Annotated in this window: 24 protein-coding genes; 8 read left to right on the top strand and 16 right to left on the bottom strand. The window is 53.1% G+C overall.

From position 1 onward, the window contains the following. Window position 1: 1 nt before the first annotated feature. Both ACWWFX_RS09325 and ACWWFX_RS09320 read right to left on the bottom strand, forming a co-directional pair. Entirely contained in the window at window positions 2-556 is a 555-nt protein-coding gene (locus ACWWFX_RS09325; RefSeq protein ID WP_149465021.1) for a fimbrial protein, read from the bottom strand. 72 nt (window positions 557-628) lie between these two features. Continuing rightward, entirely contained in the window at window positions 629-1,144 is a 516-nt protein-coding gene (locus ACWWFX_RS09320; protein ID WP_149465020.1) for a fimbrial protein, read from the bottom strand. A gap of 1,195 nt (window positions 1,145-2,339) precedes the next feature. Here ACWWFX_RS09320 and ACWWFX_RS09315 point away from each other — a divergent pair. The 4 genes from ACWWFX_RS09315 to ACWWFX_RS09300 all read left to right on the top strand — a co-directional run bounded on the left by ACWWFX_RS09315 (window position 2,340) and on the right by ACWWFX_RS09300 (window position 7,325). Then, window positions 2,340-2,969, top strand: a complete 630-nt coding sequence (locus tag ACWWFX_RS09315) for a fimbrial protein (RefSeq protein WP_276224707.1) — start codon at window positions 2,340-2,342, stop codon at window positions 2,967-2,969. An 87-nt stretch (window positions 2,970-3,056) separates the two neighbouring features. Next, window positions 3,057-3,761 (top strand): fimbrial biogenesis chaperone, encoded by a 705-nt coding sequence (locus ACWWFX_RS09310; RefSeq protein ID WP_276224706.1) that lies wholly within the window; start codon window positions 3,057-3,059, stop codon window positions 3,759-3,761. A 70-nt stretch (window positions 3,762-3,831) separates the two neighbouring features. After that, entirely contained in the window at window positions 3,832-6,348 is a 2,517-nt protein-coding gene (locus tag ACWWFX_RS09305; RefSeq protein WP_473223655.1) for a fimbria/pilus outer membrane usher protein, read from the top strand. Continuing rightward, the gene (locus tag ACWWFX_RS09300) at window positions 6,345-7,325 is read left to right on the top strand and encodes a fimbrial protein (RefSeq protein ID WP_276224704.1); all 981 of its coding nucleotides are present in this window, start codon (window positions 6,345-6,347) and stop codon (window positions 7,323-7,325) included. Before ACWWFX_RS09305 ends, ACWWFX_RS09300 begins: the two co-directional genes overlap by 4 nt. A 1-nt stretch (window position 7,326) precedes the next feature. Here the strand turns inward: ACWWFX_RS09300 and nikR are convergent, their stop codons facing one another. From nikR to gss, 7 genes are all read right to left on the bottom strand, one after another. Next, window positions 7,327-7,725, bottom strand: coding sequence for a nickel-responsive transcriptional regulator NikR (nikR, locus tag ACWWFX_RS09295; protein WP_149465015.1), 399 nt, complete (start codon window positions 7,723-7,725; stop codon window positions 7,327-7,329). Window positions 7,726-7,729: 4 nt separating this feature from the next. Then, entirely contained in the window at window positions 7,730-8,536 is an 807-nt protein-coding gene (gene nikE, locus ACWWFX_RS09290) for a nickel import ATP-binding protein NikE (protein ID WP_473223653.1), read from the bottom strand. Beyond that, a complete protein-coding gene (gene nikD, locus ACWWFX_RS09285; RefSeq protein ID WP_473223652.1) occupies window positions 8,533-9,297 on the bottom strand; it encodes a nickel import ATP-binding protein NikD in 765 nt (254 codons plus the stop codon). The genes nikE and nikD overlap by 4 nt, the downstream gene beginning before the upstream one ends. Then, a complete protein-coding gene (gene nikC, locus ACWWFX_RS09280; protein WP_473223651.1) occupies window positions 9,297-10,130 on the bottom strand; it encodes a nickel ABC transporter permease subunit NikC in 834 nt (277 codons plus the stop codon). The genes nikD and nikC overlap by 1 nt, the downstream gene beginning before the upstream one ends. Continuing rightward, complete coding sequence (gene nikB / locus ACWWFX_RS09275; RefSeq protein WP_086623691.1) at window positions 10,127-11,071, bottom strand: nickel ABC transporter permease subunit NikB; 945 nt, start codon at window positions 11,069-11,071, stop codon at window positions 10,127-10,129. The genes nikC and nikB overlap by 4 nt, the downstream gene beginning before the upstream one ends. Then, entirely contained in the window at window positions 11,071-12,648 is a 1,578-nt protein-coding gene (gene nikA / locus ACWWFX_RS09270) for a nickel ABC transporter substrate-binding protein (protein WP_473223665.1), read from the bottom strand. The genes nikB and nikA overlap by 1 nt, the downstream gene beginning before the upstream one ends. Window positions 12,649-12,821: 173 nt before the next feature. After that, window positions 12,822-14,675: a bifunctional glutathionylspermidine amidase/synthase gene (gene gss, locus ACWWFX_RS09265; protein ID WP_473223649.1), complete on the bottom strand. Its 1,854-nt coding sequence runs from the start codon at window positions 14,673-14,675 to the stop codon at window positions 12,822-12,824. Between the two features lie 279 nt (window positions 14,676-14,954). Between gss and yghU the strand changes: the two genes are divergently transcribed. After that, complete coding sequence (yghU, locus tag ACWWFX_RS09260) at window positions 14,955-15,821, top strand: glutathione-dependent disulfide-bond oxidoreductase (RefSeq protein WP_456146469.1); 867 nt, start codon at window positions 14,955-14,957, stop codon at window positions 15,819-15,821. A gap of 30 nt (window positions 15,822-15,851) precedes the next feature. Here yghU and ACWWFX_RS09255 read toward each other — a convergent pair whose 3' ends face one another. Both ACWWFX_RS09255 and yghX read right to left on the bottom strand, forming a co-directional pair. Next, a complete protein-coding gene (locus ACWWFX_RS09255; protein WP_015963010.1) occupies window positions 15,852-16,142 on the bottom strand; it encodes a DUF2623 family protein in 291 nt (96 codons plus the stop codon). An 80-nt stretch (window positions 16,143-16,222) separates the two neighbouring features. Then, the gene (gene yghX / locus ACWWFX_RS09250; protein ID WP_473223648.1) at window positions 16,223-17,110 is read right to left on the bottom strand and encodes a YghX family hydrolase; all 888 of its coding nucleotides are present in this window, start codon (window positions 17,108-17,110) and stop codon (window positions 16,223-16,225) included. Window positions 17,111-17,266: 156 nt separating this feature from the next. Here yghX and ACWWFX_RS09245 point away from each other — a divergent pair, with 156 nt between their 5' ends. Continuing rightward, window positions 17,267-18,307: an aldo/keto reductase gene (locus ACWWFX_RS09245; protein ID WP_276223176.1), complete on the top strand. Its 1,041-nt coding sequence runs from the start codon at window positions 17,267-17,269 to the stop codon at window positions 18,305-18,307. Window positions 18,308-18,354: 47 nt separating this feature from the next. Here ACWWFX_RS09245 and ACWWFX_RS09240 read toward each other — a convergent pair whose 3' ends face one another. From ACWWFX_RS09240 to exbB, 4 genes are all read right to left on the bottom strand, one after another. After that, window positions 18,355-18,852, bottom strand: coding sequence for a TIGR00645 family protein (locus ACWWFX_RS09240; RefSeq protein ID WP_015963007.1), 498 nt, complete (start codon window positions 18,850-18,852; stop codon window positions 18,355-18,357). A gap of 89 nt (window positions 18,853-18,941) precedes the next feature. Next, on the bottom strand, window positions 18,942-20,393 hold the full coding sequence (locus ACWWFX_RS09235) for a methyl-accepting chemotaxis protein (protein ID WP_473223646.1): 1,452 nt from the start codon (window positions 20,391-20,393) through the stop codon (window positions 18,942-18,944). Between the two features lie 333 nt (window positions 20,394-20,726). Further along, entirely contained in the window at window positions 20,727-21,152 is a 426-nt protein-coding gene (exbD, locus tag ACWWFX_RS09230; RefSeq protein ID WP_015963005.1) for a TonB system transport protein ExbD, read from the bottom strand. Between the two features lie 6 nt (window positions 21,153-21,158). After that, entirely contained in the window at window positions 21,159-21,893 is a 735-nt protein-coding gene (gene exbB / locus ACWWFX_RS09225; RefSeq protein ID WP_327621863.1) for a tol-pal system-associated acyl-CoA thioesterase, read from the bottom strand. Between the two features lie 250 nt (window positions 21,894-22,143). On the opposite strand from exbB, the gene metC reads away from it, so the two are divergent. Together metC and yghB are read left to right on the top strand one after the other, a co-directional pair. Then, window positions 22,144-23,331 (top strand): cystathionine beta-lyase, encoded by a 1,188-nt coding sequence (gene metC, locus ACWWFX_RS09220; protein WP_473223645.1) that lies wholly within the window; start codon window positions 22,144-22,146, stop codon window positions 23,329-23,331. A gap of 266 nt (window positions 23,332-23,597) precedes the next feature. Next, window positions 23,598-24,257, top strand: coding sequence for a DedA family general envelope maintenance protein YghB (yghB, locus tag ACWWFX_RS09215; RefSeq protein WP_015963002.1), 660 nt, complete (start codon window positions 23,598-23,600; stop codon window positions 24,255-24,257). A gap of 67 nt (window positions 24,258-24,324) precedes the next feature. Here yghB and ACWWFX_RS09210 read toward each other — a convergent pair whose 3' ends face one another. Continuing rightward, entirely contained in the window at window positions 24,325-25,224 is a 900-nt protein-coding gene (locus ACWWFX_RS09210) for an AraC family transcriptional regulator (RefSeq protein ID WP_473223643.1), read from the bottom strand. Between the last annotated feature and the right edge of the window lie 78 nt (window positions 25,225-25,302).

The raw sequence follows: 25,302 nt of genomic DNA, 5'->3' as shown, positions 1-25,302 counted from the left end.
CTCAGTAATAATCCATTCTGAACCGAATTAGGGTCTGATAACTGCCGGACTTTAACGGCTGTCCATTACTGACCAGACGTAGGGTGTAATTCAGATCCATTATTCCGGGTGTAACTTCCCTGGCCGGAAGCGCAATTCCCGGCTCGGCGAAATGACCTTCACTATCGTGAATAGCAAGTTCAATACCTTCAGCATCGCCGCTAATTGAGAAACGATCGTTTCCGGACATAGGGTCGAACGTAATCTGGTAATACTCAGACTCATATTGGGTTTGCCCTGGTGCAGGCAAAAGAAGGCAATTAATCAGACGAACCGTAAATTTTCGTGTCGGCCCATACCCTTTGACGGCAATTTCAGAGACCGGCGTTTCGCCCATATCAATAGTTTGATCGCGGCTATCGAGATCAATCGCACAAGGGGTATATAACACCTCTCCGCGAATAAATACGGTACCCTCACCCTGGTTCGCCGCCATCGCCGTGGAACAAAAACCGGATAAGAGAAAAAGGAGCGCTTTTGTCGCTGGCTGTAGTGACTGTGTATTTAAATAAATCATTGCGCTCCCTTTTCTCATATTCAGCTGAAACTCATTTCAGGTGGCCCGTTAAGGCCACCTGTTGGTTACGAATTACTCGTAAGCCAGAGTCCAGTTGGTCACACCGGTGAAATCACCTTCGGTCGGCGCTTCGCCACCGATGATGTAAGCGGAGTAAGAAAGGGTGTTATCACCGTTGGTGATGGTCTGGCCGGTCGTTGCTTCACCCAGAGTGATGGTGTTGCTGTCACCATCGGTCATCACGATACCGACATCCGTTGCATTACCGGTTACGCCCAGTACCGCGCCGTCAACGCTGGATGAAGCGCCGCTGAAGGTGGTGGTAACGGTGTTAGCCGTATCAACAGAGCAGTTTTCCAGATGGATGTAGAAAGGAACCGGCGTAGAGGTGCCACCGTTGGCAACCGCAGAGCTGGAAACCTGACCCAGGCTGATAGTCTGATCTTCATCACCCGCAGCGATGGAGCACGGCGCATCAATAACGGAACCGGTGAAGGTGACTACGCCGCTACCCTGATCTGCCTGAGCACCGAATACCATCACGCCAGAAGCCAGAACGAAAGCAGAAACAATTTTATTAAGTTTCATAAATAACAATCCTTTTAATTGTTCGACACACGAATAAAAGCATTAATAAATCGTTCAGAATCTTTCACTCAAACAATTCAACAGCAAGATTCACTCTCCCTGATAAAGTTAAAAGGCTCCCTGCCAATAGATAAACATATCAGCCTTAACCCATATGAAAGATTCGCAAACCACAATTGATTAGCGATTTACTAATACAGAAACATCATCGATTCGGGTTCACATTAATATCGACAGCCCCGTCTCGCTGACGTAATAAATTATCGATTAATCTCCAAAAAAAGAAAGGTCAAAAAACACGCAGATTTAAAATGAAATAACAACTCTAAAAATAGAACTATTATTAGAGTTAAAAACTAAAATATCGCCATGATTATGTTTATATACTTAACAAATACACTTTATTAGATTTTTATACTTACAATCAATGAAAATGCAGCATCTAACACTTACCAAATCCACTTTTTTTTGCCACGAAAAGCACTCAATGTCGTCCATTTCTCCTGCGTATGCACATGGCAGTAGAATGCAAATGACATTTTTTAGAATGGAACTTAACATTGAGAGTATTTAGCTTAAGAGGAATAGAAGGCGGCGCGGAATTTAACTTAACATCATATAAACATCATTAACTAATTTTCATAACGCGCTATCTAATCACTTGCCATGAAATATAACAACGGAAACAGGATGTGAAGGTTCTGAAAAAGCGCAGATAAGTTACCTGCTGATACCCCTACTCATTCGGTTACCTTGCATCGATTGTTTATCACTTTTAAGAAAAAACACTCGGGTTGATACAAGGATAATCTCGTTCTTAACGATGCCAGTGTGAAAAGGTCGTCGCACGACGTCTACCGTGCTATTTGTCATGCAAATCTAACCTCAGAGATAAAAGAGATGTAGCGCACATTGCAAACCGTCATTCAATATCATCAGCCCGGGGTTTCACTCACTAAAATTGCCGCCAGTTCAATAGAGTCATACTATTTTGTCACCAAAACCGGCGGAAAATACGAAAAAGGTATTAGATGCAATACCGCTTCGGTTGCCCACTATTAGCGGGCAGCATTCATCGCAGGAGAGATTAAATAATCCTGCCGGGTTATTTAATCCCTGAAGAGAGGAAGCTGTGCACGTCTTTATCATTGTAATTCGAATGTCCTACTAAACAACACAGTAACAGGATACGCACATGAAAAAGATATATCTGGGTTTGATGGTTACCGCGGCTTTATTGGGTGGCAGTGTGGCAGCATATGCAGATGATTCTGCATCTTTTGGTCATCCTGGCAATGGTGGCGGCGGTGATGATTATACCGTTGGCACAGGTGATACATTATTGTTCGACGGTGATGTCTATACCGGTTCGTGCAAAATTAAAATTGTAGGTGGGAAAAATGGTAGCAATACCATTTACCTTAACTCAGTGCGAACTTCCGCTCTTTCAACCAAAGGCGCACTGGTTAACCGCACTGACTTCAGTATTAACCTGAAGGATTGTGGTGACCCGGATGGTAAACACGGCACATTCACCCGTAAAGTACAGTGGACCGGCTCCTCTGGCCTGTATGGCAACGGCAACCCAGGCTATCTGAAAAATACAGATAACAATGGCGCAAGCAACGTCGCCTTCGCACTGACCAACCCAAGCAGCACAACGGTTATCAAACCGGGGAGCGATTCAGGTAAGGTTCGTGATGCAACTGACGGCTCCTGGGATGTTTATAAGTACCAGGTTAGCTATGTCAGCCCAGCCGGAAGTGGTAACCCAACCGGGGGCCATGTTTCAGCTAATGCTACATTCCAGGTATTCTACGATTAATATTTAAAATCAGTGGCGGGCGACCGCCACTTTTAGCCTATTAAAAGTAATGACAATAAAATGATATAAACCTGCACGAGGGTGATTATGAAACTTGTCGCTGCGCTAAGTGGATTATTATTATCTCTTCCTGTTTTAGCGGATAGTTTACTCGTTAATGGAACCCGATTTATTTATAAAGGAAGCGATAAAGAACTTACAGTACAACTGTCAAATGCCGCTGGACGTCCGTCATTGGCACAAGTCTGGCTGGATAATGGCGATCCCGAAGTCACACCGGATAAAATATCGACACCCTTTATTATTAATCCCCCTGTTTCGCGCATTGATGGTCATAGCGGGCAAGTTATCCGCATTAAACTCGCGCCAGGCAGCAATTTACCGACAAACAAAGAGTCTATTTGGTGGATTAATGTTCTGGATATTCCCGGTACCTCCTCAGCAGATAAAGCCCCCGAAGGTGCTGGCCTGTTCAAGATGGCAGTACGTTCCCGCTTTAAATTGATCTATCGACCAACAGCACTCGCAGGAAGAGCAGACGCGATAGAAAAACTGAAGCTTCAGCCTTCAGGGTCAACGTTAACGATGACCAACCCTACGCCCTTTTACATCACCGTAGCGACCATCAGCGCAGGTCAGGGTGATCCTATGAACTCCGCCGCCGTGATGATCCCACCGTTATCATCCGAAACGGTCACCCTGAATAAGGCATTACACAGCGGTGAGGAGATCACACTAGAAGAAATTAATGACTATGGCGCGCTGGCAAAACGTAAAGCGACCGTTGGCTAATACCGTTTCCCTATAACAAAAATGGTACCGGCCGTCGCCGGAAAATTCTCTTTTATCAGGGTGGATCCACATGGAGCATAGGCGAGTCACATCCTGGCAAGTCGGCGGTCTGGTGACCCTTTTTTGCCTGGGAACCGGCTTTTGCCGCGCTGAGCAAACCGGCGCGGATGACAGTAGTGCAGACTTCGAATTTGATAACAGTTTTATTGTTGGCAGCCAGCAGCAGGCCAACCTGAAGCGTTTTGATGCGCTGGCCTTTAAGCCAGGTATCTATTCCGTTGATGTGTATACCAACGAAAGCTGGAAAGGACGCTACGACGTTAGCGTTGAACGCACATCTACAGGTAAACCAAAAATCTGTTATACGAAAGCGATGCTGGAGAATTTTGGGCTTTCACCTGAAAAGCTGAATGCGTCCAGAAGCGATGACGAGACCTTTTGCGGCACGCTTGCTGAATGGAACAGCGAGCCCGCGTTAACAGACACCTTTAGTGCATCTGCAATGCGTCTTGATTTCAGTGTGCCACAGCAACTGACGGATGGCAGTGGTGAGGGATACATCCCCCCACAATTCTGGGATCAGGGCGTTCCCGGGCTAAACCTCGGTTATACGGCAAACTACTATAACATCCTGAAATCTGACAGCGATGATAAAGGCGCCAGCGCTTATCTGGGTGTCAATGCGGGGCTGTCCGCCATGGGTTGGCAGTTACGTCATTCAGGCAACTATACATGGGATGAAAATAGCGGCGAGAACAAATGGACCAGTAACCAGACCTATTTACGCCGTCCTATCGCGCCGCTGATGTCCGTCTTAACGATGGGCCAGTTTAATACTAATGGCACATTTTTCGACACCATTCGCCTGCTCGGAGGAAGCCTTCAGACCGATGACTTGATGTATCCGGATAGCATGCGCAGCTATGCGCCCGTTGTTAATGGCGTAGCACAGACTAACGCCCTCGTCACCGTTCGCCAGGATGGCAACATTATCTATCAGACGACGGTGACACCGGGCCCGTTTACACTAACGGATGTCTATCCGGCAGGGACCGGGAACGATTTAATCGTCACACTTCAGGAAGCCGATGGTCGGACCTCAACCTGGTCAATTCCTTATGATTCTGTCGTTCAACTCCTGCATCCAGGCATGATGCTATATGGCGTCGCCGCCGGTCAGGTGGATGAGGATGACCTGCATGACAAGCCGACTATTGGGCAGGCAAATTATCAGTATGGCTTGAACAACACCTGGACGCTCTACTCAGCGATAACGGGCTATAACGATTATCAGGCCGGGCAAATCGGTACGGGGATCAATACAGGTATTGGCGCGCTGGGTCTGGACGTGACGCAAGCCAGAACAAAACTGCCTGACGGCTCATCATCCGGTCAGCAATATCGCGCCACCTTTAGCCGTATGTTTGGCCTGTCCCAGACCAACCTGAACATTCAGGGATGGATCAATAACTCGGATAATTATTACTCTCTGCGCGATGCGCTCTACGCGCGTGATGATCAAATGCGCGGGCTCACAAGCAGTAATATTCGGCAAAAAAGTGGCATCAGCTACTCGATAAACCAGCAATTTCCTGACCCCTGGGGCTCGCTTTATTTGACAGGCTCCGTCACTCGCTACTGGAACTACTCAGGCAAAGAACAGCAATACTCTTTGGGTTATAGCAACGCCTGGGGGAAATTAAATTGGTCCATTTCCGTTCAAAGAACCTACTCCAACGACAGGAGTTCATCGGACGACAACGGCACTACTTCATCGCGGCGCACTAAAGAGGATTTAGTGTTCCTGAGCTTCAGCTATCCGCTTTATCAGGGAGAGAACAGCGCGGCCACACTCTCTTCGAATACGCAATTCAAAGACTCTTCGTTTGACCGCAGCCAGGTAGGCATCAACGGCTCCGTTGGCGAAGACCACACATTGACGTGGGGCGTCAACAGCAGCGTTGATGATAACGGCAGCTATACCACTGGCGTGAACGGCGGATATACCTTCCCGAAAATTGATCTCTCCGGAAGCTACAGCTATGGGCGTCGCTACCAGCAGGCTTCTGCTACCGCCGAGGGATCCATTGTCGCTATTCCTGGCGATATTATTTTAACGTCAACCACCGGAACAACGCTTGCTGTGGTTGAGGCCAAAGACGCAACGGGCGCTTCAATTGTCGGCGCGCCATCCTGGGTGGATGGCGACGGCCATGCCGTCGTCTCGTCACTACAACCCTACCGCGTAAACAGCATCGAACTGGATCCAAAAGGCGTCCACGAAGATGTTCAGTTCTCCAGCACCGAAGCACGCACGGTACCGTATGAAGGCAGTATCGTAAAAGTTGTCTTTAATACCCGTCGCGAAAAAACACGAGTGTTCATTGCTCGTCAAAGCAACGGTATGCCACTGCCATTCGGATCAGAAATTACCGATGGCAAGGGAAAATCACTGGGCTTTGTTGGCCAGGGCAGCACGCTCTACATCAGTGGTGAAAATGTCAAAAATGTGTGGGTTCGCTGGGATGGAGGGCAGTGCCAGGTGGTGCTGCCAGTCAGTAGTTCACAACAGTTGAGGTGCTTATGATGCTGCACAGACGATGGTGGCTGGCAGGATTACTCTTGACCAGCGGAGTGGCGCATGCCAGTTGTGAGTTAAACTCCGCAAGCTCTTCCACACCGTTTTATATGGATATTGGCCGCGTGATGGTCGATCCGCAAACCCCGCCCGGTGCAGTTATTGCCAGCCGCAGTTGGCCGCTGCGTGATAATAAAGCGCAGCTACAATGTAATGGTTCGCAAAATCTGGAAGCGCGAGTCATCGCCGCCGCCAGCCGCCAGAGTGGGAATCAGATATGGTCAACAAACATTCCCGGTATCGGCCTGCGGTACACACTACAAAGACAAGCGCAGCAGATTGTTTATCCAGGTAAAATCACCGTTGGCGGCCATGGCAATAATGATGTCTCGCTACGCGATTTAACCTTCAAACTTGAAGTGATAAAAACCGCCAATCTGGTCGGAAGCGGTTCTATCGCGCCGGGACAATACACGACCTTCGGCACCGGTAGCCAGGCGCTTCTCAACACCTGGATGCGTGAAAGCTCTCTAACTATTGTGGCCCCTTCCTGTCGGGTAACGAACAACAATAATTTTCGTATTAACTTAGGCACAGTGCCTCTGACTGCCTTCAAAGGGCAAGGTAGCGGCGCTGGAGGGAGAAACTTTTCCATTCGCCTGCAATGCGCGGGCGGCGTCAGCATATCTGGAACGCGAGTCAATATGACATTCAATGGCAATACGCCTGATGGCATATCCCCCTCACTCGGGGTGATTCGTAATGAAAGCCGTAGCAATAGTGCCGCAACGGGGATTGGCGTACAGTTGATGGATCAGAATCACCGCCCGGTGCCGTTTCGCCAGGCAACACGTGTCGCGACACTCAACAGCTCACCTTCGCAGTTTCTTGATTTACGCTATTTTGCCCGGTTTTATCAATACCAGGCGAAAGTCTCAGCCGGGAACGTCACCGGACATATGGTCTTTCGTGTGAGCTACGACTAACTCACTCTTCCGGCAAGCACTGTAAATGTCCGTGCCGCACGCCACGCTGGGCGATAACGTCATCGGCAAAATGCTGGACGTCGCCCATGTCACCTTTCAGCACGGCGATTTCCAGACAGTCGTCGTGGTTGATGTGCACATGCAGCGTGGCGACCGAGAGATCGTGGTGATGGTGCTGGGTGGAGACAATACGACTGGCTAAGTCGCGTTTTTCATGTTCATAAACATAGGAGAGGACCGCAAAGCCCTGGGTACCGTGCTCCTGCGTCGTTTCCTGCGCCAGCGCATCTCGCAGAATATCGCGGATCGCCTCTGAGCGGTTGTTATAGCCACGACGCTGGCTCAGGCTGTCCAGCGTCTCCAGTAAATCGTCATCAAGGGTGATAGTGACTCGTTGCATAGACTTAAACCTTTTCTGTGGCGCGACGGCGCACGGGGAATGCGGGTAATACCGCGTTTTGAAGCACGCGCCCGGCGTCAGAGAAAAAGGCTAATCTCTCCCCCACGGTCTGTGTTTCAACAATGTACCCGTTATCCATCACCATCACCCGCTGGCAAAAGCGTTCCACCAGGCGTAAGTCATGAGTGATGAACAGACAGGCCGTGCCAAATTGCTGTTGCAGTTTTTTCAGCAGGCGAATGACGCCCGCCTGTAACACGAGGTCAAGATTGGAAACGGCTTCATCCAGAATCAGCAGTTTCGGTTCGACCGCCAGCGCGCGCGCCAGGCAGACGCGCTGGAGCTGGCCGCCGCTTAACTGTGGTGGGCGCTTGTCGAGCACGCTGTCGTCGAGGTCGACCGCCTTCAGCATTTCGCTGGCGCGCGCCAGTTGCTCCGATTTTTTCAGCGATAGCAGGTGGCGCATCGGTTCACGCAGGATCTCGCGCACGGTTTTGCGCGGGTTAACGGCGCTGATAGAGTCCTGAAATACCATCTGAATATCGCGACGGAACGCTTTACGCTGGGCGCGATTAAGTTTCGCCAGCGGTTCGCCGCGCCAGCTAATATTTCCCTGCGAGGGCGATTCTAAGCCTGCCAGCAGCCGCGCGAGAGTGCTTTTCCCGCAGCCGCTACGCCCCAGCAGGGCGACGGTTTCACCGCTTTTCAGGGTCAGGGAAACGTTATTCAGCACTGCCTGATGCTGGTGCTTACCGCTGAATCCACCGTGCGCATAGTGATGGGAAAGGTCGCAGACGTTAAGTAAAGTCATGATGCCAGCTCCATACCGTAGAGGGCGAGATGAGCGGAAACCAGGCTGCGCGTTACCGCATGTTTGGGGGCGTTAAATAGCGTTTCGACATCGCCCTGTTCGACAATCTTACCGTCAGACATCACCGCGACGTCATCCGCCAGACGCGCCACCACGCCCATATCATGAGTCACCAGCAGCATTCCCGGCGCCTGTTTTTGCATAATGCTTTCCAGCAGATCGAGGATGCGCGCCTGCGCTACTACATCGAGGTCGGTGGTCGGTTCATCGGCGATGATAAACGGCGATTCGCACAGCACCGCCATCGCAATCATCATGCGCTGCAACATCCCGCCGCTCATCTCGAACGGGTACAACTTCAACACGCGCGCGGCGTTTTCCAGCCCCACGGCTTCTAATGCAGCGGTAAGCGTAGCATCGTCGGCGGGTTTCCCCAGCGCCAGACAGGTTTCCCGCGCGTGGGTGTGCATGGTGTGCAGCGGATTAAAGGCGCTGCGCGGGTTCTGCATGATGGTGGCAACTTTGATGCCGCGCAGCGCGCAGGGAGAAACCGGTTTGCCATCGGCTAAAATTTCCCCCGCCGTCTGGCGAACGCCTGCGGGCAGAATGCCCAACGCAGCAGCGCAGGTCAGTGATTTCCCGCTGCCGCTACCGCCGACTAACGCCAGCACGCGCCCGCGTTGCAGGGTTAACGATACACCGTGCACCAGCGGCTGCGCGGCCTGTAGCGCGATATTACGTAGTTCAATATGTTGCGGCATTAGTGTGCGTGCTCCGTCACCAGATGAGGGTCCAGATGATCGCGCAGTGCATCACCCACCAGGTTAAAGGCCATCACGCTGATAAACAGCGCCAGCCCCGGCCAGAACATTTGCAGCGGCTGAGTCCAGATATACTGGCGCGCGTCGTTAATCATCACGCCCCACTCCGGCGTCGGCGCAGTCACGCCGAGGCCGAGGAAGGACATCCCCGCGACGTGTAGCATCATATGGCCGATATCCAGCGTTGCCAGCACCAGCAGCGAAGGGAGAACCGCGCCTGCCAGGTGATCAACAAACACCCGCACATGGCCCGCGCCAGAAAGCCGTGACGCCAGCACAAACTCGCGCTGGCGAAGTGAAATCACCAGGCTGCGCACCATGCGCGCGTACCACGCCCAGTGCGACAGGGCGATGGCGATAATCACGTTGGTCAACCCGGTGCCGAGCACGCCAACCATAAAGAACGACAGAATCGAGGTCGGGAAGGTCATAAACATATCGGCGACGCGCATGGTGGCCTGATCAACGCGCCCGCCAATCAGCCCGGCGCTGCCGCCAATAATCACCCCTAACGCCAGCACCAACAGCAGGCAGATCATTACGGAACCAAGCGACACGCGGGTCGCCGCCATTAGCCGCGAGAAAATATCACGCCCTAAGTGATCGGTGCCCAGCCAGTGCTGCGCATCCGGCGAGAGCAGGCGCGAGGGCAAATCAATTGCCTGGGGATCATACGGCAGCCACCACTGGCCGGTGAGCGCAATCAGCGCCAGCAGGACGATAATGATCAGCGCCAGGCGTACCGACCAGCGGGAGGAGAGGAAAAAGTTCACGCGTGCGCTCCTTCATGACGACGAATGCGCGGGTCCAGCGCGGCGTTGAGCAAATCGACAATCAAATTACAGACCACAAAAACCACCACCATCATCAGCGTAAAGCACTGAATCACCGGATAGTCACGGTTAAAAATTGCCGACACCGCATAGCGCCCGACGCCCGGCCAGGCAAAGATGTTTTCGATAATCATCGTCCCGCCGATCAGTTCGCCGATGTGCATCCCCACGGCGGTGATCATCGGCAGTGAGGCATTGCGCAGAATATGGCGACGTTCGGTCTGTTTGTCGTTCAGGCCGCGCAGCCGCGCCCAGGTCACATGACGCTGACCGGCAACGTCCAGCATGCTGGCGCGCAGTAGTCGCGCGTTAATCGCCAGCGACATAAAGGCGATGGAAACCGCAGGCAAAATGATGTGCTGCCAGCCGCCGTAACCCATCGCGGGCAGCCATTGCAGATACACCGAGAAGAACATCACCAGTAAAAACGCCAGCCAGAAGTTGGGCATCGACACACCGAGAAACGCAATGAAACGCACGGCGAAATCCGGCAGACGATCGCGATGACGCGCCGCCCAGATACCGAGCGGTACGGAAGTGAGCAGAATTAACACCAGCGCCGCGCCCGCCAGTTCCAGCGTGGCGGGCAGGAAGTTCAGCATATCGTCCAGTACCGGGCGCTGCGTGGCAAACGAGATACCAAAGTCAAGATGCAGCGCCTTCCATAGCCAGGTGCCGTACTGCACGTACAGCGGCTGATCCAGCCCGAGCATGGTGCGGGTAGAGGCCAACATATCTGGCGTCGGCGGCAGATTAGACAGACGCAAATAATCAAGAGCAGGGTCGCCGGTGCCGAGGCGCAACATCAGAAAAATGATCACCGAGGCGGAAAGCACCATCGGGATCAACAGCAGCACGCGGCGTAATACGTAACGCAACATCAGGGTTTCACCGGGGTAATCTGTTCAAAAGGAATATCGCTGGCGATGGGCGCGTAGGGAATTTTGCCCAGTTCAGGTTTCGCCACCACCATCATCGACACGTAGCTAATTGGCAGATACACCGCGTCGCTATGCAGGCGCGTCAAAATATCACGGTAAAGCGCCTGGCGTTTTGTTTCGTCCGTGGTTTCCAGTACTTCGCCAATCTCTTTATCAATCAGCGGTTTGTCAGCTAATCCTTGTTGCGCCTGAAAATCGGCGTGAGATGGCACGCGCATCGAACTTAAAAACGCATGCGGATCGTAAGGCGCGCCCCAGGTGCGGTTGAAGATCATGCCAAAGCGCCCATCGCGCTGACGCGCATAAATGCTGCTCTCTTCTTCGCCGATCAGGGCGACATCAACGCCAATCTGGCGCATGTCGGCCTGAATGACCTCCGCCATTGATTTACTTAACGCATCGGTGCCGATGAACGACAGTTCAATGCGCAGCGGCTGACCGTTTTTTTCGCGGATGTCTTTGCCTGCGGGCAGCGTCCAGCCTGCTTTTTCCAGCAACGCTTTCGCCTGCTGCGGATCGTACTGGCGTGGTTTCAGTTTGAGATCGGCGTAAGGTACGGTCGGCGCAAACAGCGTATCCGCCACCTGCTGCGTGCCGTAAAGCACGTTGTCGATCAGGGATTTTTTATTCACCGCATGATTGAGCGCTTCGCGCACCGCCAGCTCGTTGGTGGGCGCTTTGGCGGAGTTCAGCGCCAGCATTACCGTCTCAATCGGCTGAGACAGCTGAGTGCGCCAGGCCGGGTTATGGCTGAAACGCTCAAAGGTATCAAGCGGCAATAACCCTTCGTTACCGTATAGCAGGTCGATATCGCCGGTTTCAAACGCTACTGCGCGGGTGGTCGGGTCGGGGATTACTTTAATGGTTATCTTGTTAATCGCCGGTTTTTCGCCCCAGTAGTTTTCGTTGCGAACGAAGACATCGTACTGATTCAGTTTCGATTCTTTCAGCACCCACGGCCCCGTGCCGACAGGCGCTTTAATCCCGCGCAGAGTCTCGTTATCTTTAAATTGCGACGGGGCGATAAAACGGAAAGGGCGGGGTAACGCCAGCTCTTGCAGGAAAGGGTAATAGGCGCTTTTCAGAGTGATTTGCAGCTCGGTTTTGTTCAGCGCTTTCACATCGACAATCTGATTTACCAGTTCAAGCCAGGCATGACGCTGGCGGTTATCGAGCACCACGCGGAAGTTCTCTGCCGCCGCCTGGGCATCAAACGGCTCACCATTGGAGAAGGTCACGTCATCGCGCAGGGTGAAGGTCCAGGTTTTGCCATCTTCGGAATGGGTCCAGCTTTTTGCCAGCCAGGGTTTCACCGAACCATCGGCCTGATATTTCACCAGCGGTTCGTAAACCATGCTCTGGGCGAACATCTGATTCGGCGTATAAAGATGCGGATTGAGCGGCCCAACGTTAACCGGCCAGGCGGTAGTGATTTCATCTGGCGCAGCGGCGTGTGCGAAAAACGAGGCACAGGTCAGCAGCGCAATGAGCGTGCGACGGAGAATGGACAAAACGATGACCTTCAGTGAAAAGGAGTACGACTAAGTGAGTATGATGATTTTAAGGATTCATCATACGTTTGGGATGTGCTGGATCAATTTATGCGCCGAATTGCCCGAAGGGTTCAATATTGTGTCGTGATGTTCGCAGGTAAAAAAGCGGAGCCCATTGCAGGCTCCGCTTCGATTTATTACCGCTCAATCACCACCAGCGGTTCGATATCGCTCTCTTTCTTAATCACCAGCGACGTATCGCCACGCAGGCAGGTCCCGCCGTAGTTACCGCCGACGGTAAAGGTACAAACCTGGATGTATTTCCCGGCGACGTTCGGTAAACACCACAGCTGCTGGTAGATATTTTTGCGGTCGACAAACTTACCGCTGGTTTGATCAAGAAGCTGATCGTGCCCGCTCACCAGGTCAATGTTGCTGCCGCAGCGCCCGGAGATTGGTTTCACCGCATAGCCGGTTTTCGCCAGCGCATCGGTCACTTCAAAATCGGTGTCGAGCAGATACGGATGATTCGGGAACAGCGACCACAGCACCGGCAGAATCGCTTTGTTGCCCGGAATCACCGTCCACAGCGGTTCGAAGACCATCACTTCCGGACGCAGCAGCACGTCAATCAAACGCACTTCCCCCGCCGGGCTGCCGGTGCGGATCGGCACGGCGGCGTACTCGGCATCGCTGACTTCGCGCACCTGTTCAATGGCGGTTTCCCACGCCCAGGTTTTCCATACGCAGTTCACCAGTCGCCCTTCGTCATCCACCAGCTGACCCGCGGCATCCCAGTGCACCTCTTCCAGGCCGTGGAGAATTTTGCACTCGAACCCGGCCTGCGTAATGGCACGCTGCATAAACTGCGCGTGGTAATCTTCTTCCAGATCTTTATCCTGCATGATGTGAACAAACGGACGCGCCGAACTGTGTTTCCACGCGCCAATCAATTCGCTGAGCAGTTCATCTGAAGGGTTATGGCCTTTGCCCTCAAAGCCGGTTTTCAGCCACTGTTCGAGGATTAACCCGCCTTCCGTATGGCAGGATGCGGAATCGGCGTTGTATTCGTACACCTTCAGACCGCGTTCATCCATGCAGAAATCCATGCGTCCGGTGATCATGTCGTGGCGGCGACGCTGCCAGGAGAGACGCAGACGCGGCCAAAGGATTTTCGGAATATCAAACAGCGCCAGCAGGTTATCGTCACGCATCACTTTATCGGTGGCGTGCAGATACATCAGGTGCATTTCGTTGGTGGCTTTAATCAGTTCCTGTTCAGCGCTTTCCGTCATGGTGAAGTACTGATACGGGTCCTGGTTGATCACATGACCATTTGCAGCGACGTACGCTTTCTGCAATGAATCCTGTTCGTTGAGCCATTTACCGTCGAACTGACCGCGATTTTCCAGCCGCGCGCCCTGCAAATTCAGCGCTTTGCTGGCAATCGTTGGTTGCGGCAGGCTGTATTCGGTATCGGCGGTTTGGATCATCCAGCCAAGAATGGTGGTGTCATCAAACGTATCGTGAAGGATGTAATGGCCGTCTTTCACTTCCAGCATCAGCTCGCGCGTCCACTGCTGGCCCGCAGGCAGCGGCGAATGGATAACGTTCTGTTCTGCAATACGGACTTTGTTGCCAACCAGTTGGGTGATAACCGCGACGTGGCCGGTTTCATGGAATTCGCCGCCCTTCTGCCAGATGAGCAGCGAGCCCGCTTTCGGTGCGCGACGGGAACCGTTGGCAAACGCCTGCAACGGCAGAATGTCGTCATTCACCACCTGGCGCAAAAAGCGCAGAGAGAAGATTTCATAGGCCATGCCGACGTCGGTGAAAACAAAACCGTAGGTAAGGAACAGGAAGCGGCGCGCGAATTCAACGCATTGCCACTTGTAGCCCATGTACTCGTTATCGATATAGCTACGGAACGAGACATCATCCGCCCGCTCTTCGGGCTTCAGGCTACTGTAATTTGAAGAATAGATGGCGACGCCACCCGGTGCATATCCCAACAACGTGCCAAACGGCGCGTCACTACTCGTACAACTCATGTGTCTTCCTCAGAGCATGCAGGCGGCGAGTAATAGCGGGTGTGGTCGTCCCTGCACGTTGTTATTTATCCAACAGGTGTCCGTTAATCATACACCTGTTGTGCGCGCTGTCACACTGTGCGGTCTGATGCCCTCACCCTAACCCTCTCCCACAGGGAGAGGGGACCGAACTGTGCGGTTTTTCTCCCTCTCCCTCAGGGAGAGGGCCGGGGTGAGGGTGATCATTTCCGCCATCAACTGCTACACTGCCTCAACACATCATCAAAAAGGCAGGCCAACATGTCAGACAATACCTATCAGCCTCCCAAAGTCTGGGAGTGGAAACAGAATAACGGCGGCGCGTTCGCCAATATCAATCGCCCGGTTTCCGGCGCGACGCATGAGAAGGCACTGCCGGTTGGGCATCACCCGCTTCAGCTCTATTCGCTGGGTACGCCGAACGGCCAGAAAGTCACCATCATGCTCGAAGAGTTGTTAGCTCTGGGGGTGACGGGCGCGGAATATGACGCATGGCTGATTCGCATTGGCGAGGGCGATCAGTTCTCCAGCGGTTTTGTTGAAGTGAACCCGAACTCGAAAATCCCGGCCCTGCGCGACCACTCCACCACGCCGCCGACCCGCGTGTTCGAGTCCGGCAATATCCTGCTGTATCTGGCGGAAAAATTTGGCCACTTCCTGCCTAAAGATCCGGCGGGCCGCGTAGAAACCCTGAACTGGCTATTCTGGCTGCAAGGCTCCGCGCCGTTCCTCGGCGGCGGTTTTGGCCATTTCTATAACTATGCGCCGGTGAAAATTGAGTACGCGATCGACCGTTTCACCATGGAAGCGAAACGTCTGCTGGATGTGCTGGATAAACAGCTGGCGCGTGGGCGCTATGTCGCGGGTGAGGAATACACCATTGCCGACATGGCGGTGTGGCCGTGGTTTGGCAACGTGGTGCTGGGTACCGTGTACGGTGCGGATGAGTTCCTTGATGCGAAGAGCTACAAAAACGTGCAGCGCTGGGCGAAGGATATCGCCAGCCGCCCGGCGGTTGGGCGTGGACGCATCGTCAATCGCACCAACGGCCCGTTGAATGAGCAACTGCATGAGCGTCATGCCGCCAGCGATTTCGACACCCAAACGGAAGATAAACGTCAGGGTTAAACGACGGAAACCGGGTGAACCCCACCCGGTTTATCTGCCTTCCAGGCGATAACCCGCCATAAAGTAGCGCACCGTGGTGCTGGATTCGTGTTCTTTAAAGAAATCCATCACCATCTCTTTATCCAGGCCATAACGTCGTGTCAGGACGCCCGCTTCCCATGCGCTGAGCTGGCGGTCACCCGTCTTCTCAAACATGCGATGGGAAAACCCCAGCACAAACCCGCGTTTATAGTCAGAACAAAAGCCCAGAACCTTCTGCGCACTGTCGGCGTAAGGTGCTTTCAGCCCGGCCATCAGGCCTTTACCAAAATGGTTATCCATCGCACTATCCTCAATCGTTATATATAAAATTATATAGCGACTTTTTGAGCGATATCCAGTGCTATTTGCAGCCTTTACTTTCAGTGCAAATATTTCTCAAACCACGCCAGCGTTCGCTGCCAGGCGAGATCCGCTGCGGCCTTGTCGTAGCGCGGGGTCGAGTCGTTGTGGAAACCATGATTCACGCCCGGATAAATATAGGCTTCGTACACTTTTTTATGCGCCTTTAACGCCTCTTCCATTGCCGGCCAGCCTTCGTTAATACGCGTATCCAGCGCCGCATAATGCAGCAATAAAGGGGCGTTGATTTTTTCCACGTCCGCGACCGGGGCCTGACGTCCGTAGAACGGCACCGCGCAGGCCAGCTCAGGATAAGCCACCGCCGCCGCATTCGACACGCCGCCGCCGTAGCAAAAACCGGTTATCCCGACTTTGCCCGTCGCCTGCGGATGCGCCTGCATAAACTCAATCGCGGCGAAGAAATCATTCATCAGTTTAGTTGGATCGACTTTTTGCTGTAACTCGCGCCCTTCATCATCATTACCGGGATACCCGCCAACGGAAGAGAGCCCATCCGGCGCAAGGGCGATATAGCCCGCTTTCGCGACGCGTCGGGCAACATCCTCGATATACGGGTTAAGCCCACGATTTTCATGCACCACCACCACGGCGGGTATCTTTCCGGCGGCTTTCGTCGGCGTGACCAGATAACCGCGCACCTCGCCGTGGCCGTTGGGCGACGGATAACGAATATATTCCGGTTTGATATCCGGGTCGGTGAACTCGACCTGTTCCGCCAGCGCGTAGTTGGGCTTGAGCAGATTAAACAGCGCCAGCGCGGTCATGCCGCCGACGGCGTACCGCCCTGCCAGTTGCAGAAACTCGCGTTTTGAAATTTTACCGTGCGCGTAATAGTCATAGTAATCGAGCAACTCTTGCGGAAAGTCTTTGGCGGTCAGTCGGGTCATCGAGGGATCTCCATTAACAGGCATTAACTAAGAAAAGCACAAGACAGATTTATTGCCCATAAATCATCAGCATTGTGATCCCGCCGACGGGTTGGTTGTGACAAAAACGTTAATCTGGAAACAGCGTTTCAAAAATCAGACAATCAAGGAGACATTATGACCTGGTCCGCCAATCCTGCCCGTTACGAGCAGATGCAATATCGCTATTGCGGCAACAGCGGCCTGCAACTGCCCGCGCTGTCACTCGGGTTATGGCACAGTTTTGGTCATATCCAGTCGCTCGATAGCCAGCGCGCGCTGCTGCGTAAAGCGTTCGACTGCGGCATTACTCACCTCGACCTCGCCAATAACTACGGGCCGCCTCCGGGCAGTGCGGAAGAGAACTTTGGCCGCCTGCTGCGGGAAGATTTCGCCGCCTATCGCGATGAGCTGATCATCTCGACCAAAGCCGGATACGACATGTGGCCGGGGCCATATGGCAAGGGCGGTTCGCGCAAATACCTGCTCGCCAGCCTCGACCAGAGCCTGAAGCGCATGGGGCTGGATTACGTCGATATCTTCTACTCGCACCGTGTTGATGAAAACACACCGATGGAAGAAACCGCTGCCGCGCTGGCGCAGGCGGTGCAGAGCGGAAAAGCGCTGTATGTCGGCATCTCGTCTTATTCGCCAGAGCGCACGCAAAAGATGGCGGAGCTGTTGCGCGAGTGGAAAATTCCTTTGCTGATACATCAGCCGTCTTACAACCTGCTCAACCGTTGGGTGGACAAGAGCGGCCTGCTGAATACGCTGGAAGAGAACGGCGTCGGCTGCATCGCCTTTACCCCGCTGGCGCAAGGGCTGCTGACCGGTAAATACCTCAACGGAATTCCGGACGGCTCACGCATGCAGACCGAAGGGAAAAAAGCGCGCGGCCTGACAGAAAACATGTTGAGTGAAAACAACCTCAACAGCCTGCGTTTGTTGAACGAGATGGCGCAGAGTCGCGGTCAAAGCATGGCGCAAATGGCGCTAAGCTGGCTGCTGAAAGATAATCGTGTAACGTCTGTGCTGATTGGCGCAAGCCGACCGGAACAGATTGAAGAGAACGTTCAGGCACTGAATAACCTGAACTTTACGGCAGAAGAGCTGGCGCAGATTGATAAGCATGTTGCCGATGGGCAACTGAATTTGTGGCAGGCGTCGTCAGATAAATAGCACACTCTTTGCCCGGTGGCACATCGCTACCGGGCGCGAGCCGCGTTTTAATGCTTCTGGCCACGCGTTAAGCGGTCCAGATACCCCATTACAAACGCCGACAGCACAAATGTCAGGTGGATAATCACATACCACATCAGCTTGTTATCCGGCACATTCTTGGCATCCATAAACACCCGCAGCAGGTGAATAGATGAAATAGCAACAATGGATGCCGCGACCTTGTTTTTCAGCGAGGTGGCATCCATTTTCCCCAGCCAGTTCAGCTTCTCTTTGTGGGTACTGATATCCAGCTGCGAGACAAAGTTTTCGTAACCGGAGAACATCACCATCACCAGCAGACCGCCCACCAGCGTCATATCGACCAGCGATAACAACGTCAGGATAAGATCGGCTTCTGCCAGTTCAAAGATGTTAGGCAGAACGTGAAAGATCTCCTGAAAAAACTTAATCATCAACGCCAGCAGCGCCAATGAAAGGCCAAAATATACCGGGGCTAAAATCCAGCGCGACGCGTACATCGCATTTTCAAAAAAACGTTCCATAGTGTCCTGTCGATAAACTCAATTCGGCTTAGTATATCGCAACCATGCAACATCATTTCAACAATTCACATCAGCAATTTAGGGTTAGGTTACACCAATCTGAACACCGAAATCGCCGTTTTCAGTTCGCCGGTATATCGCTGCTGTTGCTGCGCCATCTGCATGGTTTGCGCCACATGCTGGACGTTTTCCTGCACGCTGGCATCAATGCTGGCGATACTGCCCTTCATCTGCATCACGCTGGTACGCTGCTGTTTGCTCATCGAAGAGAGGATTTCCAGCGAGTCCTGTAAGCCTTCAATATGCGTAATGATCGCCTGCATGGTATTTCCCGCCAGCTCGACCTGCTCAGCGCCCTGATGAGTGCTTTTCACCGAAGCGGCGGTAAGCTGGCGAATCTCTTTCGCCGCCTCTTCACAACGTAACGCCAGCGAACGCACTTCAGAGGCGACCACCGCAAACCCTCGGCCATTTTCGCCTGCGCGAGCCGCTTCAACCGAGGCGTTCAGCGACAGAATATTCGTCTGAAAGGCGATGCCGTCGATTAACTCCAGAATGCTATTAATCTGCTGTGATTCATCACGAATATGCATCATTGAGGCCGTCGCGGCGCGGATGTTTTCCCCGCCCTGCCTTGCGACATCGCACGCCTGTAAAACACGCTTGCGCGCCTCGCCGGCTTGCTCACTGGTCAGTGACGCAGCGCTCGCTAGTTGTTCCATTGCGCTGGCGGCGATAGCGAGAGAAGTGGCCTGGCTGTCGGTGCGTTCCGATAGCGCGGTATTGCGCTGCAAAATCGTTTGCGAGGCGTCCAGCAACTGACCGACATTACCACTCACCTGCTCCAGCGTGTTACGCATCGCGCCAAGCGTTCGGCTAAACGTACGGGCGAACGGCGAATGGCTGTTGTTTGATTCTCGCGCCAGGGTCAGGCTTCCGGGTTCACAATTAATGACCGCCGCCAGTTTCGCCACCTCACTGGCAGATATCGCATCCTGTTCCATACGCACCGCCAGTACGACCAGGAATAGGGTTTGCGCCACCACAAACGCGCCATGCATCATCACCATATGCAGTCCGGTATGCATAAAAATAACGATGTGATAAAGGTTATAGGCCTGCAAATAGTTAAAGACTAAATGGTGCACCGCAATGACCGCCGCGCCCATCACTAACGGACGCCAGTCACGCCAGGCCAGCAACGCGGATAAAAGCACAAAAACAGAGAAGTGATATTCCGTTTCGCCCTCGCCAAGCTGAATAAGCAGTGCGGAAAAGGCCATCAGGATAAACGCAAAAACCAACCGTGACATTAAGCGCCCGCGAAAAAATGCGGTGACAAGCGTAGCCAGAATCGCTAATGGCGTTGCGAAAAATAGCGCCACCAGCGCATTCCCGGCTATCCAGCCCACAACCAGCGAGATAGCCCAAAGCAGCCACACCAGCGCCAACATCTGTCCGTCAGCCCGTTGGCGAATTGCCGAGACAGAGATGCTTTCGCGCAGCGATCCGCGAGCATTTGTTTTGTTTGAGTTATCCATATTGTTCCGCACTGTGCAGGTAATGTTATTAGTATTTTTAGCGCCATAAATAAGCGTAGAGAGTTTATTAATCATTACCAGCGGAGGGAAAGAATATATTCTTTACACGCGTTTTTATTACTACTTAATAAAGAATTAAATTTAATTTAAAGCAGAGATAAATAATTGTGTTGTGGGGACGTATTTATTAGGAGAGAAGACTTAGGGGAAATGTGCGGTGTTTACCCCCTCACCCAACCCTCTCCCTCAAGGGAGAGGGAACCGACAGAGCCAGGGTTTAAGTGAGTGCGGTTTTCACCCTCTCCCTGAGGGAGAGGGCCGGGGTGAGGGGCTTTACTTCGCCCCCGCGTGTTCTTCCCCTACCAGACCAATCTTCAGATAACCGGCCTGATGCAGAGTGTCCATCACCTTCATCATCGTTTCATAGTCGACGGTTTTATCGGCGCGGAAGAAGATAGTGGTATCTTTCTTCCCTTCCGTCAGCGTGTTCAACGCGTTTACCATGTTCTCATCGGTAATGGGGTCATTACCCAGGAACATCGACTTATCTGCTTTCACCGACAGGTAGACCGGTTTTTCCGGGCGCGGCTGCGGTTGGCTGGAAGACGCCGGCAGATTGACCTTCACATCCACCGTCGCCAGTGGCGCGGCAACCATGAAGATGATCAGCAGAACCAACATAACGTCGATAAACGGCGTCACGTTGATTTCATGCATTTCGCCGTTATCGTCCAGATTTTCATTAAGACGCATTGCCATGGGGCATCAACCTACTCGTAATTTCTGTGCGGAACGTACCGGCTGGGTCACGCCGCTGGCGTGGAGATCCAGATCACGGCTTTGCAGCAGCAGAACCTGCGCAGCAACATCGCTGAGGTTTGCTTTATAGCTGCCAATCAGACGGGCGAAGACGTTATAGATAACCACCGCCGGAATCGCGGCAAACAGACCAATTGCGGTCGCCAGCAGCGCTTCTGCGATCCCCGGCGCAACAACGGCCAGGTTGGTGGTTTGCGTCTGCGCAATACCGATGAAGCTGTTCATGATACCCCAAACGGTACCGAACAGACCGACAAACGGAGAAATGGCGCCGATAGTCGCGAGATAGCCGGTCCCGCGACTCATATTACGACTCACGAAGGCAACACGACGTTCCAGGCGGAAGCCAGTACGCTCTTTAATCCCTTCATTGTCTTCTGAACCCGCAGAAAGCTCGCGCTCGTCCTGCGCTTCATGAATCAGTTGCGTGCTTAGGCTTTTCCCGTGGAAGGCGGCGGCGATTTCGTGCGCCTGATCGATAGAGCGGGCTTCCGCTAACAGCTGCTGCTCGCGTTTGAGGCGACGCTTCTGGGAGAACAACTCTGCGCTCTTACTAAAGAAGATGGCCCAGGTGACTACGGATGCCAGAATCAGGCCAATCATAACCACTTTAACAACGATGTCGGCATGATGATACATACCCCAAACGGAGAGATCCGTCTGCATCAAATTATTACCCACTCTGTATCTCCAGGACATAAATCACAAAATCTGAGCACAATAATATCAAAACGACGTCGAATTGATAGTAGTTCTCATTAGTATTTACATAGTGACTCAAATCATACTTATTTTCCTTGCGCTTACGCAGTAAAAAAGTCACCACCGCGATTTTTGAGAAATTTTCTGCTTTATGTCGCGCGAGCGGGTACATCCTGCAACAATCGTGATAGTTTAGACGTCCAGACGTATAAAAATAGGCAGGAGAGACATGGCAGATAAGCACCTGGATACCGCGCTGGTCAACGCCGGGCGGAGTAAAAAGTACACGCAGGGTTCGGTAAACAGCGTCATTCAGCGCGCCTCTTCGCTGGTGTTCGACACCGTTGAGGCGAAGAAGCATGCCACCCGCAATCGCGCGAAAGGCGAACTCTTCTACGGGCGTCGCGGTACGCTCACCCACTTCTCTTTGCAGGAAGCGATGTGTGAGCTGGAAGGCGGCGCGGGTTGCGCCCTCTTCCCTTGCGGCGCAGCGGCGGTCGCCAATACGATTCTGGCCTTTGTTGAACAGGGCGATCATGTGTTGATGACCAATACCGCCTATGAGCCGAGCCAGGATTTCTGCACCAAAATACTCGGAAAACTCGGCGTCACCACCGGCTGGTTCGACCCGCTGATCGGCAGCGACATCGTGCGCCTGATTCAGCCCAATACCAAAGTGGTGTTCCTGGAATCCCCGGGCTCAATCACCATGGAAGTTCACGATGTTCCGGCGATTGTTGCCGCCGTGCGCAGCGTTGCGCCAGATGCAATCATTATGATCGACAACACCTGGGCGGCAGGCGTGCTGTTTAAAGCGCTCGATTTCGGCATTGATATCTCGATTCAGGCCGGCACGAAGTACCTGATTGGCCACTCTGATGCGATGGTCGGTACCGCGGTATCCAACGAACGCTGCTGGGCACAACTGCGCGAAAATGCGTATCTGATGGGCCAGATGCTGGATGCGGACACCGCCTACATGACCAGTCGAGGCCTGCGCACACTTGGCGTTCGCCTGCGTCAGCATCATGAAAGCAGTCTGAAAATTGCCGAATGGCTGGCACAACATCCGCAGGTTGCTCGCGTGAATCATCCAGCGCTGCCGGGCAGTAAAGGTCACGAATACTGGAAACGAGATTTTACAGGCAGCAGCGGCTTGTTCTCCTTCGTGCTGAAAAAGCGTTTAACCGATGCTGAGCTTGCGACTTACCTCGACAACTTCTCCCTGTTCAGTATGGCCTACTCGTGGGGCGGTTTTGAGTCGTTGATTCTGCCTAACCAGCCAGAACAGCTGGCGGAGATTCGCCCCGGCGGCGAAGTGGACTTTACCGGCACCCTTATTCGCTTACATATTGGTTTAGAAAACATTGACGATCTTATCGCTGATTTAGCAGCAGGCTTCGCGCGTATTGTGTAAAATAGCCTCAGGCCCGGCGGCGTTTCGCCTCGGGCTGTCTGGTTAGCAATGTTCCTGAAGATACGCGCCGCGCAAAGCCTCGCGTATTTTCATGATTTTGAGAACAGTCTCTCTGCCGAATGGCCAGAACATCCCGGCGTAAACGCATAGTGCTCAGGTTGTTCTTATTCCTGAACAGCTGCGCGTGCGTTGTTGCGCGAGGGATCAAAGAGTTTCGGGCAATTCGGGAGTACAATAAGCGAAAATGCTGTTCCACAGGAAAGTCCATGGTCGTCATTCAAGATATTGTCGCCGCGCTCTGGCAGCATGACTTTGCCGCGCTGGCGAATCCTCACGTTGTGGGGGTGGTTTATCTGGTCATGTTTGCCACGCTGTTTTTAGAAAACGGTCTGCTTCCGGCTTCCTTCCTGCCGGGCGACAGCCTGTTGCTGCTCGCAGGCGCGCTCATCGCCAAAGGGGTGATGGGGTTCGTGCCGACGGTGATCATTCTGACGACCGCCGCCAGCCTCGGCTGCTGGCTGAGCTATATCCAGGGGCGCTGGTTGGGCAACACCCGTACGGTGAAAGGCTGGCTCTCGCAATTGCCGGATAAATACCATCAACGTGCGACCTGTATGTTCGATCGTCACGGCCTGCTGGCGCTGCTCGCCGGGCGTTTTCTGGCGTTCGTACGTACGCTGCTGCCAACCATGGCAGGCATTTCCGGGCTTTCTAATCGTCGCTTCCAGTTCTTTAACTGGCTGAGCGCGCTGCTGTGGGTGGGCGTCGTCACCAGCCTTGGCTATGCCATCAGCATGATTCCGTTTGTAAAACGTCATGAAGATCAGGTGATGACCTTTCTGATGATCCTGCCTATTTTCCTGCTGGTTGCCGGGCTGCTCGGTACGCTGGTGGTGGTGATTAAGAAGAAATATTGCAGCGCCTGAGGGCGCTGTTCTATAGGGCCGGATGCGCTTTGAAGCCGGATGCGCTGCGCTTATCCGGCCTACCTTCCTAAACGATTTGAATCGCGCGTAATCGCGCCGCATCTTCTCCCGGCGTAATACCGAAATAGCGTTTAAATTCGCGGCTAAACTGCGATGCGCTTTCATATCCCACCTGCATTGCCGCTGCGCTTGCTTTTAATCCATCATGCACCATCATCATGCGCGCCTTATGCAGGCGATAAGTTTTCAGGTACTGCAAAGGTGACGTGCTGGTCACCGATTTAAAATTATGATGAAACGCCGACAGGCTCATATTGGCTTCGGCGGCCAGTTGATCGACACTCAAGGTTTCGGTGTACTGGCTTTCGATGCGTTTCAATACCCGGCTTATCTGACTGAAATGCGTCTGGCGGCTGACTAACGCCAGCAGCGCCCCACCACGCGGCCCGGTAAGCACATAGAAGAGCATTTCGCGGATAATCTGTTTGCCGAGGATGCGCGCTTCCAGTGGGCGTTCCATCACATCCAGCAGGCGCTCGGCCGCACAAAGGATCTCATCAGAGAGCGTCGCCGAGTTAATGCCGCTCGCCGCCATTGCAGGCTGGAAGCATTCATCTTCCCCGATATCCATCAACAGCTCCTGAAGCTGTAAAATATCGACGTTCAGGCGCAACCCGGCCAGCGGCGCGGCCTCGGTGGCAAAGGTTTCACACTCAAACGGTAGCGGCACCGTCAGCAGTAAATATTCGTTGGCGTCGTAGCGGAAGGTGCGTTCATTGATATAGCCAATCTTATAGCCAGAAAAGAGAAATATAATCCCAGGACGGTACATAACGGGCGTACGAGCGGCAGGCTGTGTACCATAGATAAGCTGGATATCCGGCACCAACGTGCTGAGCCTTTGCTCATTACTTTTCAGTGACTTAACTTTATCCGTCAGCAATGCGCAAATCTCTTCCCGGTTCATATCCTCACTCTCCCGCCAGTTGAATTCAGGCTTTCATTGTTGACCTTTTCGCTACTTTTCTCCAGCCCTATGGAGAAA

The organism is Pseudocitrobacter sp. 2023LY-00077 (assembly GCF_055796175.1).
Note: the sequence above shows the minus strand (reverse complement) of the source record. Positions and strands in the feature narration are given on the sequence as shown.

Coding starts and splice junctions, on each gene's coding strand:
- ACWWFX_RS09325 (WP_149465021.1), bottom strand. CDS start 556: ATGATTTATTTAAATACACAGTCACTACAGCCAGCGACAAAAGCGCTC.
- ACWWFX_RS09320 (WP_149465020.1), bottom strand. CDS start 1,144: ATGAAACTTAATAAAATTGTTTCTGCTTTCGTTCTGGCTTCTGGCGTG.
- ACWWFX_RS09315 (WP_276224707.1), top strand. CDS start 2,340: ATGAAAAAGATATATCTGGGTTTGATGGTTACCGCGGCTTTATTGGGT.
- ACWWFX_RS09310 (WP_276224706.1), top strand. CDS start 3,057: ATGAAACTTGTCGCTGCGCTAAGTGGATTATTATTATCTCTTCCTGTT.
- ACWWFX_RS09305 (WP_473223655.1), top strand. CDS start 3,832: ATGGAGCATAGGCGAGTCACATCCTGGCAAGTCGGCGGTCTGGTGACC.
- ACWWFX_RS09300 (WP_276224704.1), top strand. CDS start 6,345: ATGATGCTGCACAGACGATGGTGGCTGGCAGGATTACTCTTGACCAGC.
- nikR (WP_149465015.1), bottom strand. CDS start 7,725: ATGCAACGAGTCACTATCACCCTTGATGACGATTTACTGGAGACGCTG.
- nikE (WP_473223653.1), bottom strand. CDS start 8,536: ATGACTTTACTTAACGTCTGCGACCTTTCCCATCACTATGCGCACGGT.
- nikD (WP_473223652.1), bottom strand. CDS start 9,297: ATGCCGCAACATATTGAACTACGTAATATCGCGCTACAGGCCGCGCAG.
- nikB (WP_086623691.1), bottom strand. CDS start 11,071: ATGTTGCGTTACGTATTACGCCGCGTGCTGCTGTTGATCCCGATGGTG.
- gss (WP_473223649.1), bottom strand. CDS start 14,675: ATGAGTTGTACGAGTAGTGACGCGCCGTTTGGCACGTTGTTGGGATAT.
- yghU (WP_456146469.1), top strand. CDS start 14,955: ATGTCAGACAATACCTATCAGCCTCCCAAAGTCTGGGAGTGGAAACAG.
- ACWWFX_RS09255 (WP_015963010.1), bottom strand. CDS start 16,142: ATGGATAACCATTTTGGTAAAGGCCTGATGGCCGGGCTGAAAGCACCT.
- yghX (WP_473223648.1), bottom strand. CDS start 17,110: ATGACCCGACTGACCGCCAAAGACTTTCCGCAAGAGTTGCTCGATTAC.
- ACWWFX_RS09245 (WP_276223176.1), top strand. CDS start 17,267: ATGACCTGGTCCGCCAATCCTGCCCGTTACGAGCAGATGCAATATCGC.
- ACWWFX_RS09240 (WP_015963007.1), bottom strand. CDS start 18,852: ATGGAACGTTTTTTTGAAAATGCGATGTACGCGTCGCGCTGGATTTTA.
- ACWWFX_RS09235 (WP_473223646.1), bottom strand. CDS start 20,393: ATGGATAACTCAAACAAAACAAATGCTCGCGGATCGCTGCGCGAAAGC.
- exbD (WP_015963005.1), bottom strand. CDS start 21,152: ATGGCAATGCGTCTTAATGAAAATCTGGACGATAACGGCGAAATGCAT.
- metC (WP_473223645.1), top strand. CDS start 22,144: ATGGCAGATAAGCACCTGGATACCGCGCTGGTCAACGCCGGGCGGAGT.
- yghB (WP_015963002.1), top strand. CDS start 23,598: ATGGTCGTCATTCAAGATATTGTCGCCGCGCTCTGGCAGCATGACTTT.
- ACWWFX_RS09210 (WP_473223643.1), bottom strand. CDS start 25,224: ATGAACCGGGAAGAGATTTGCGCATTGCTGACGGATAAAGTTAAGTCA.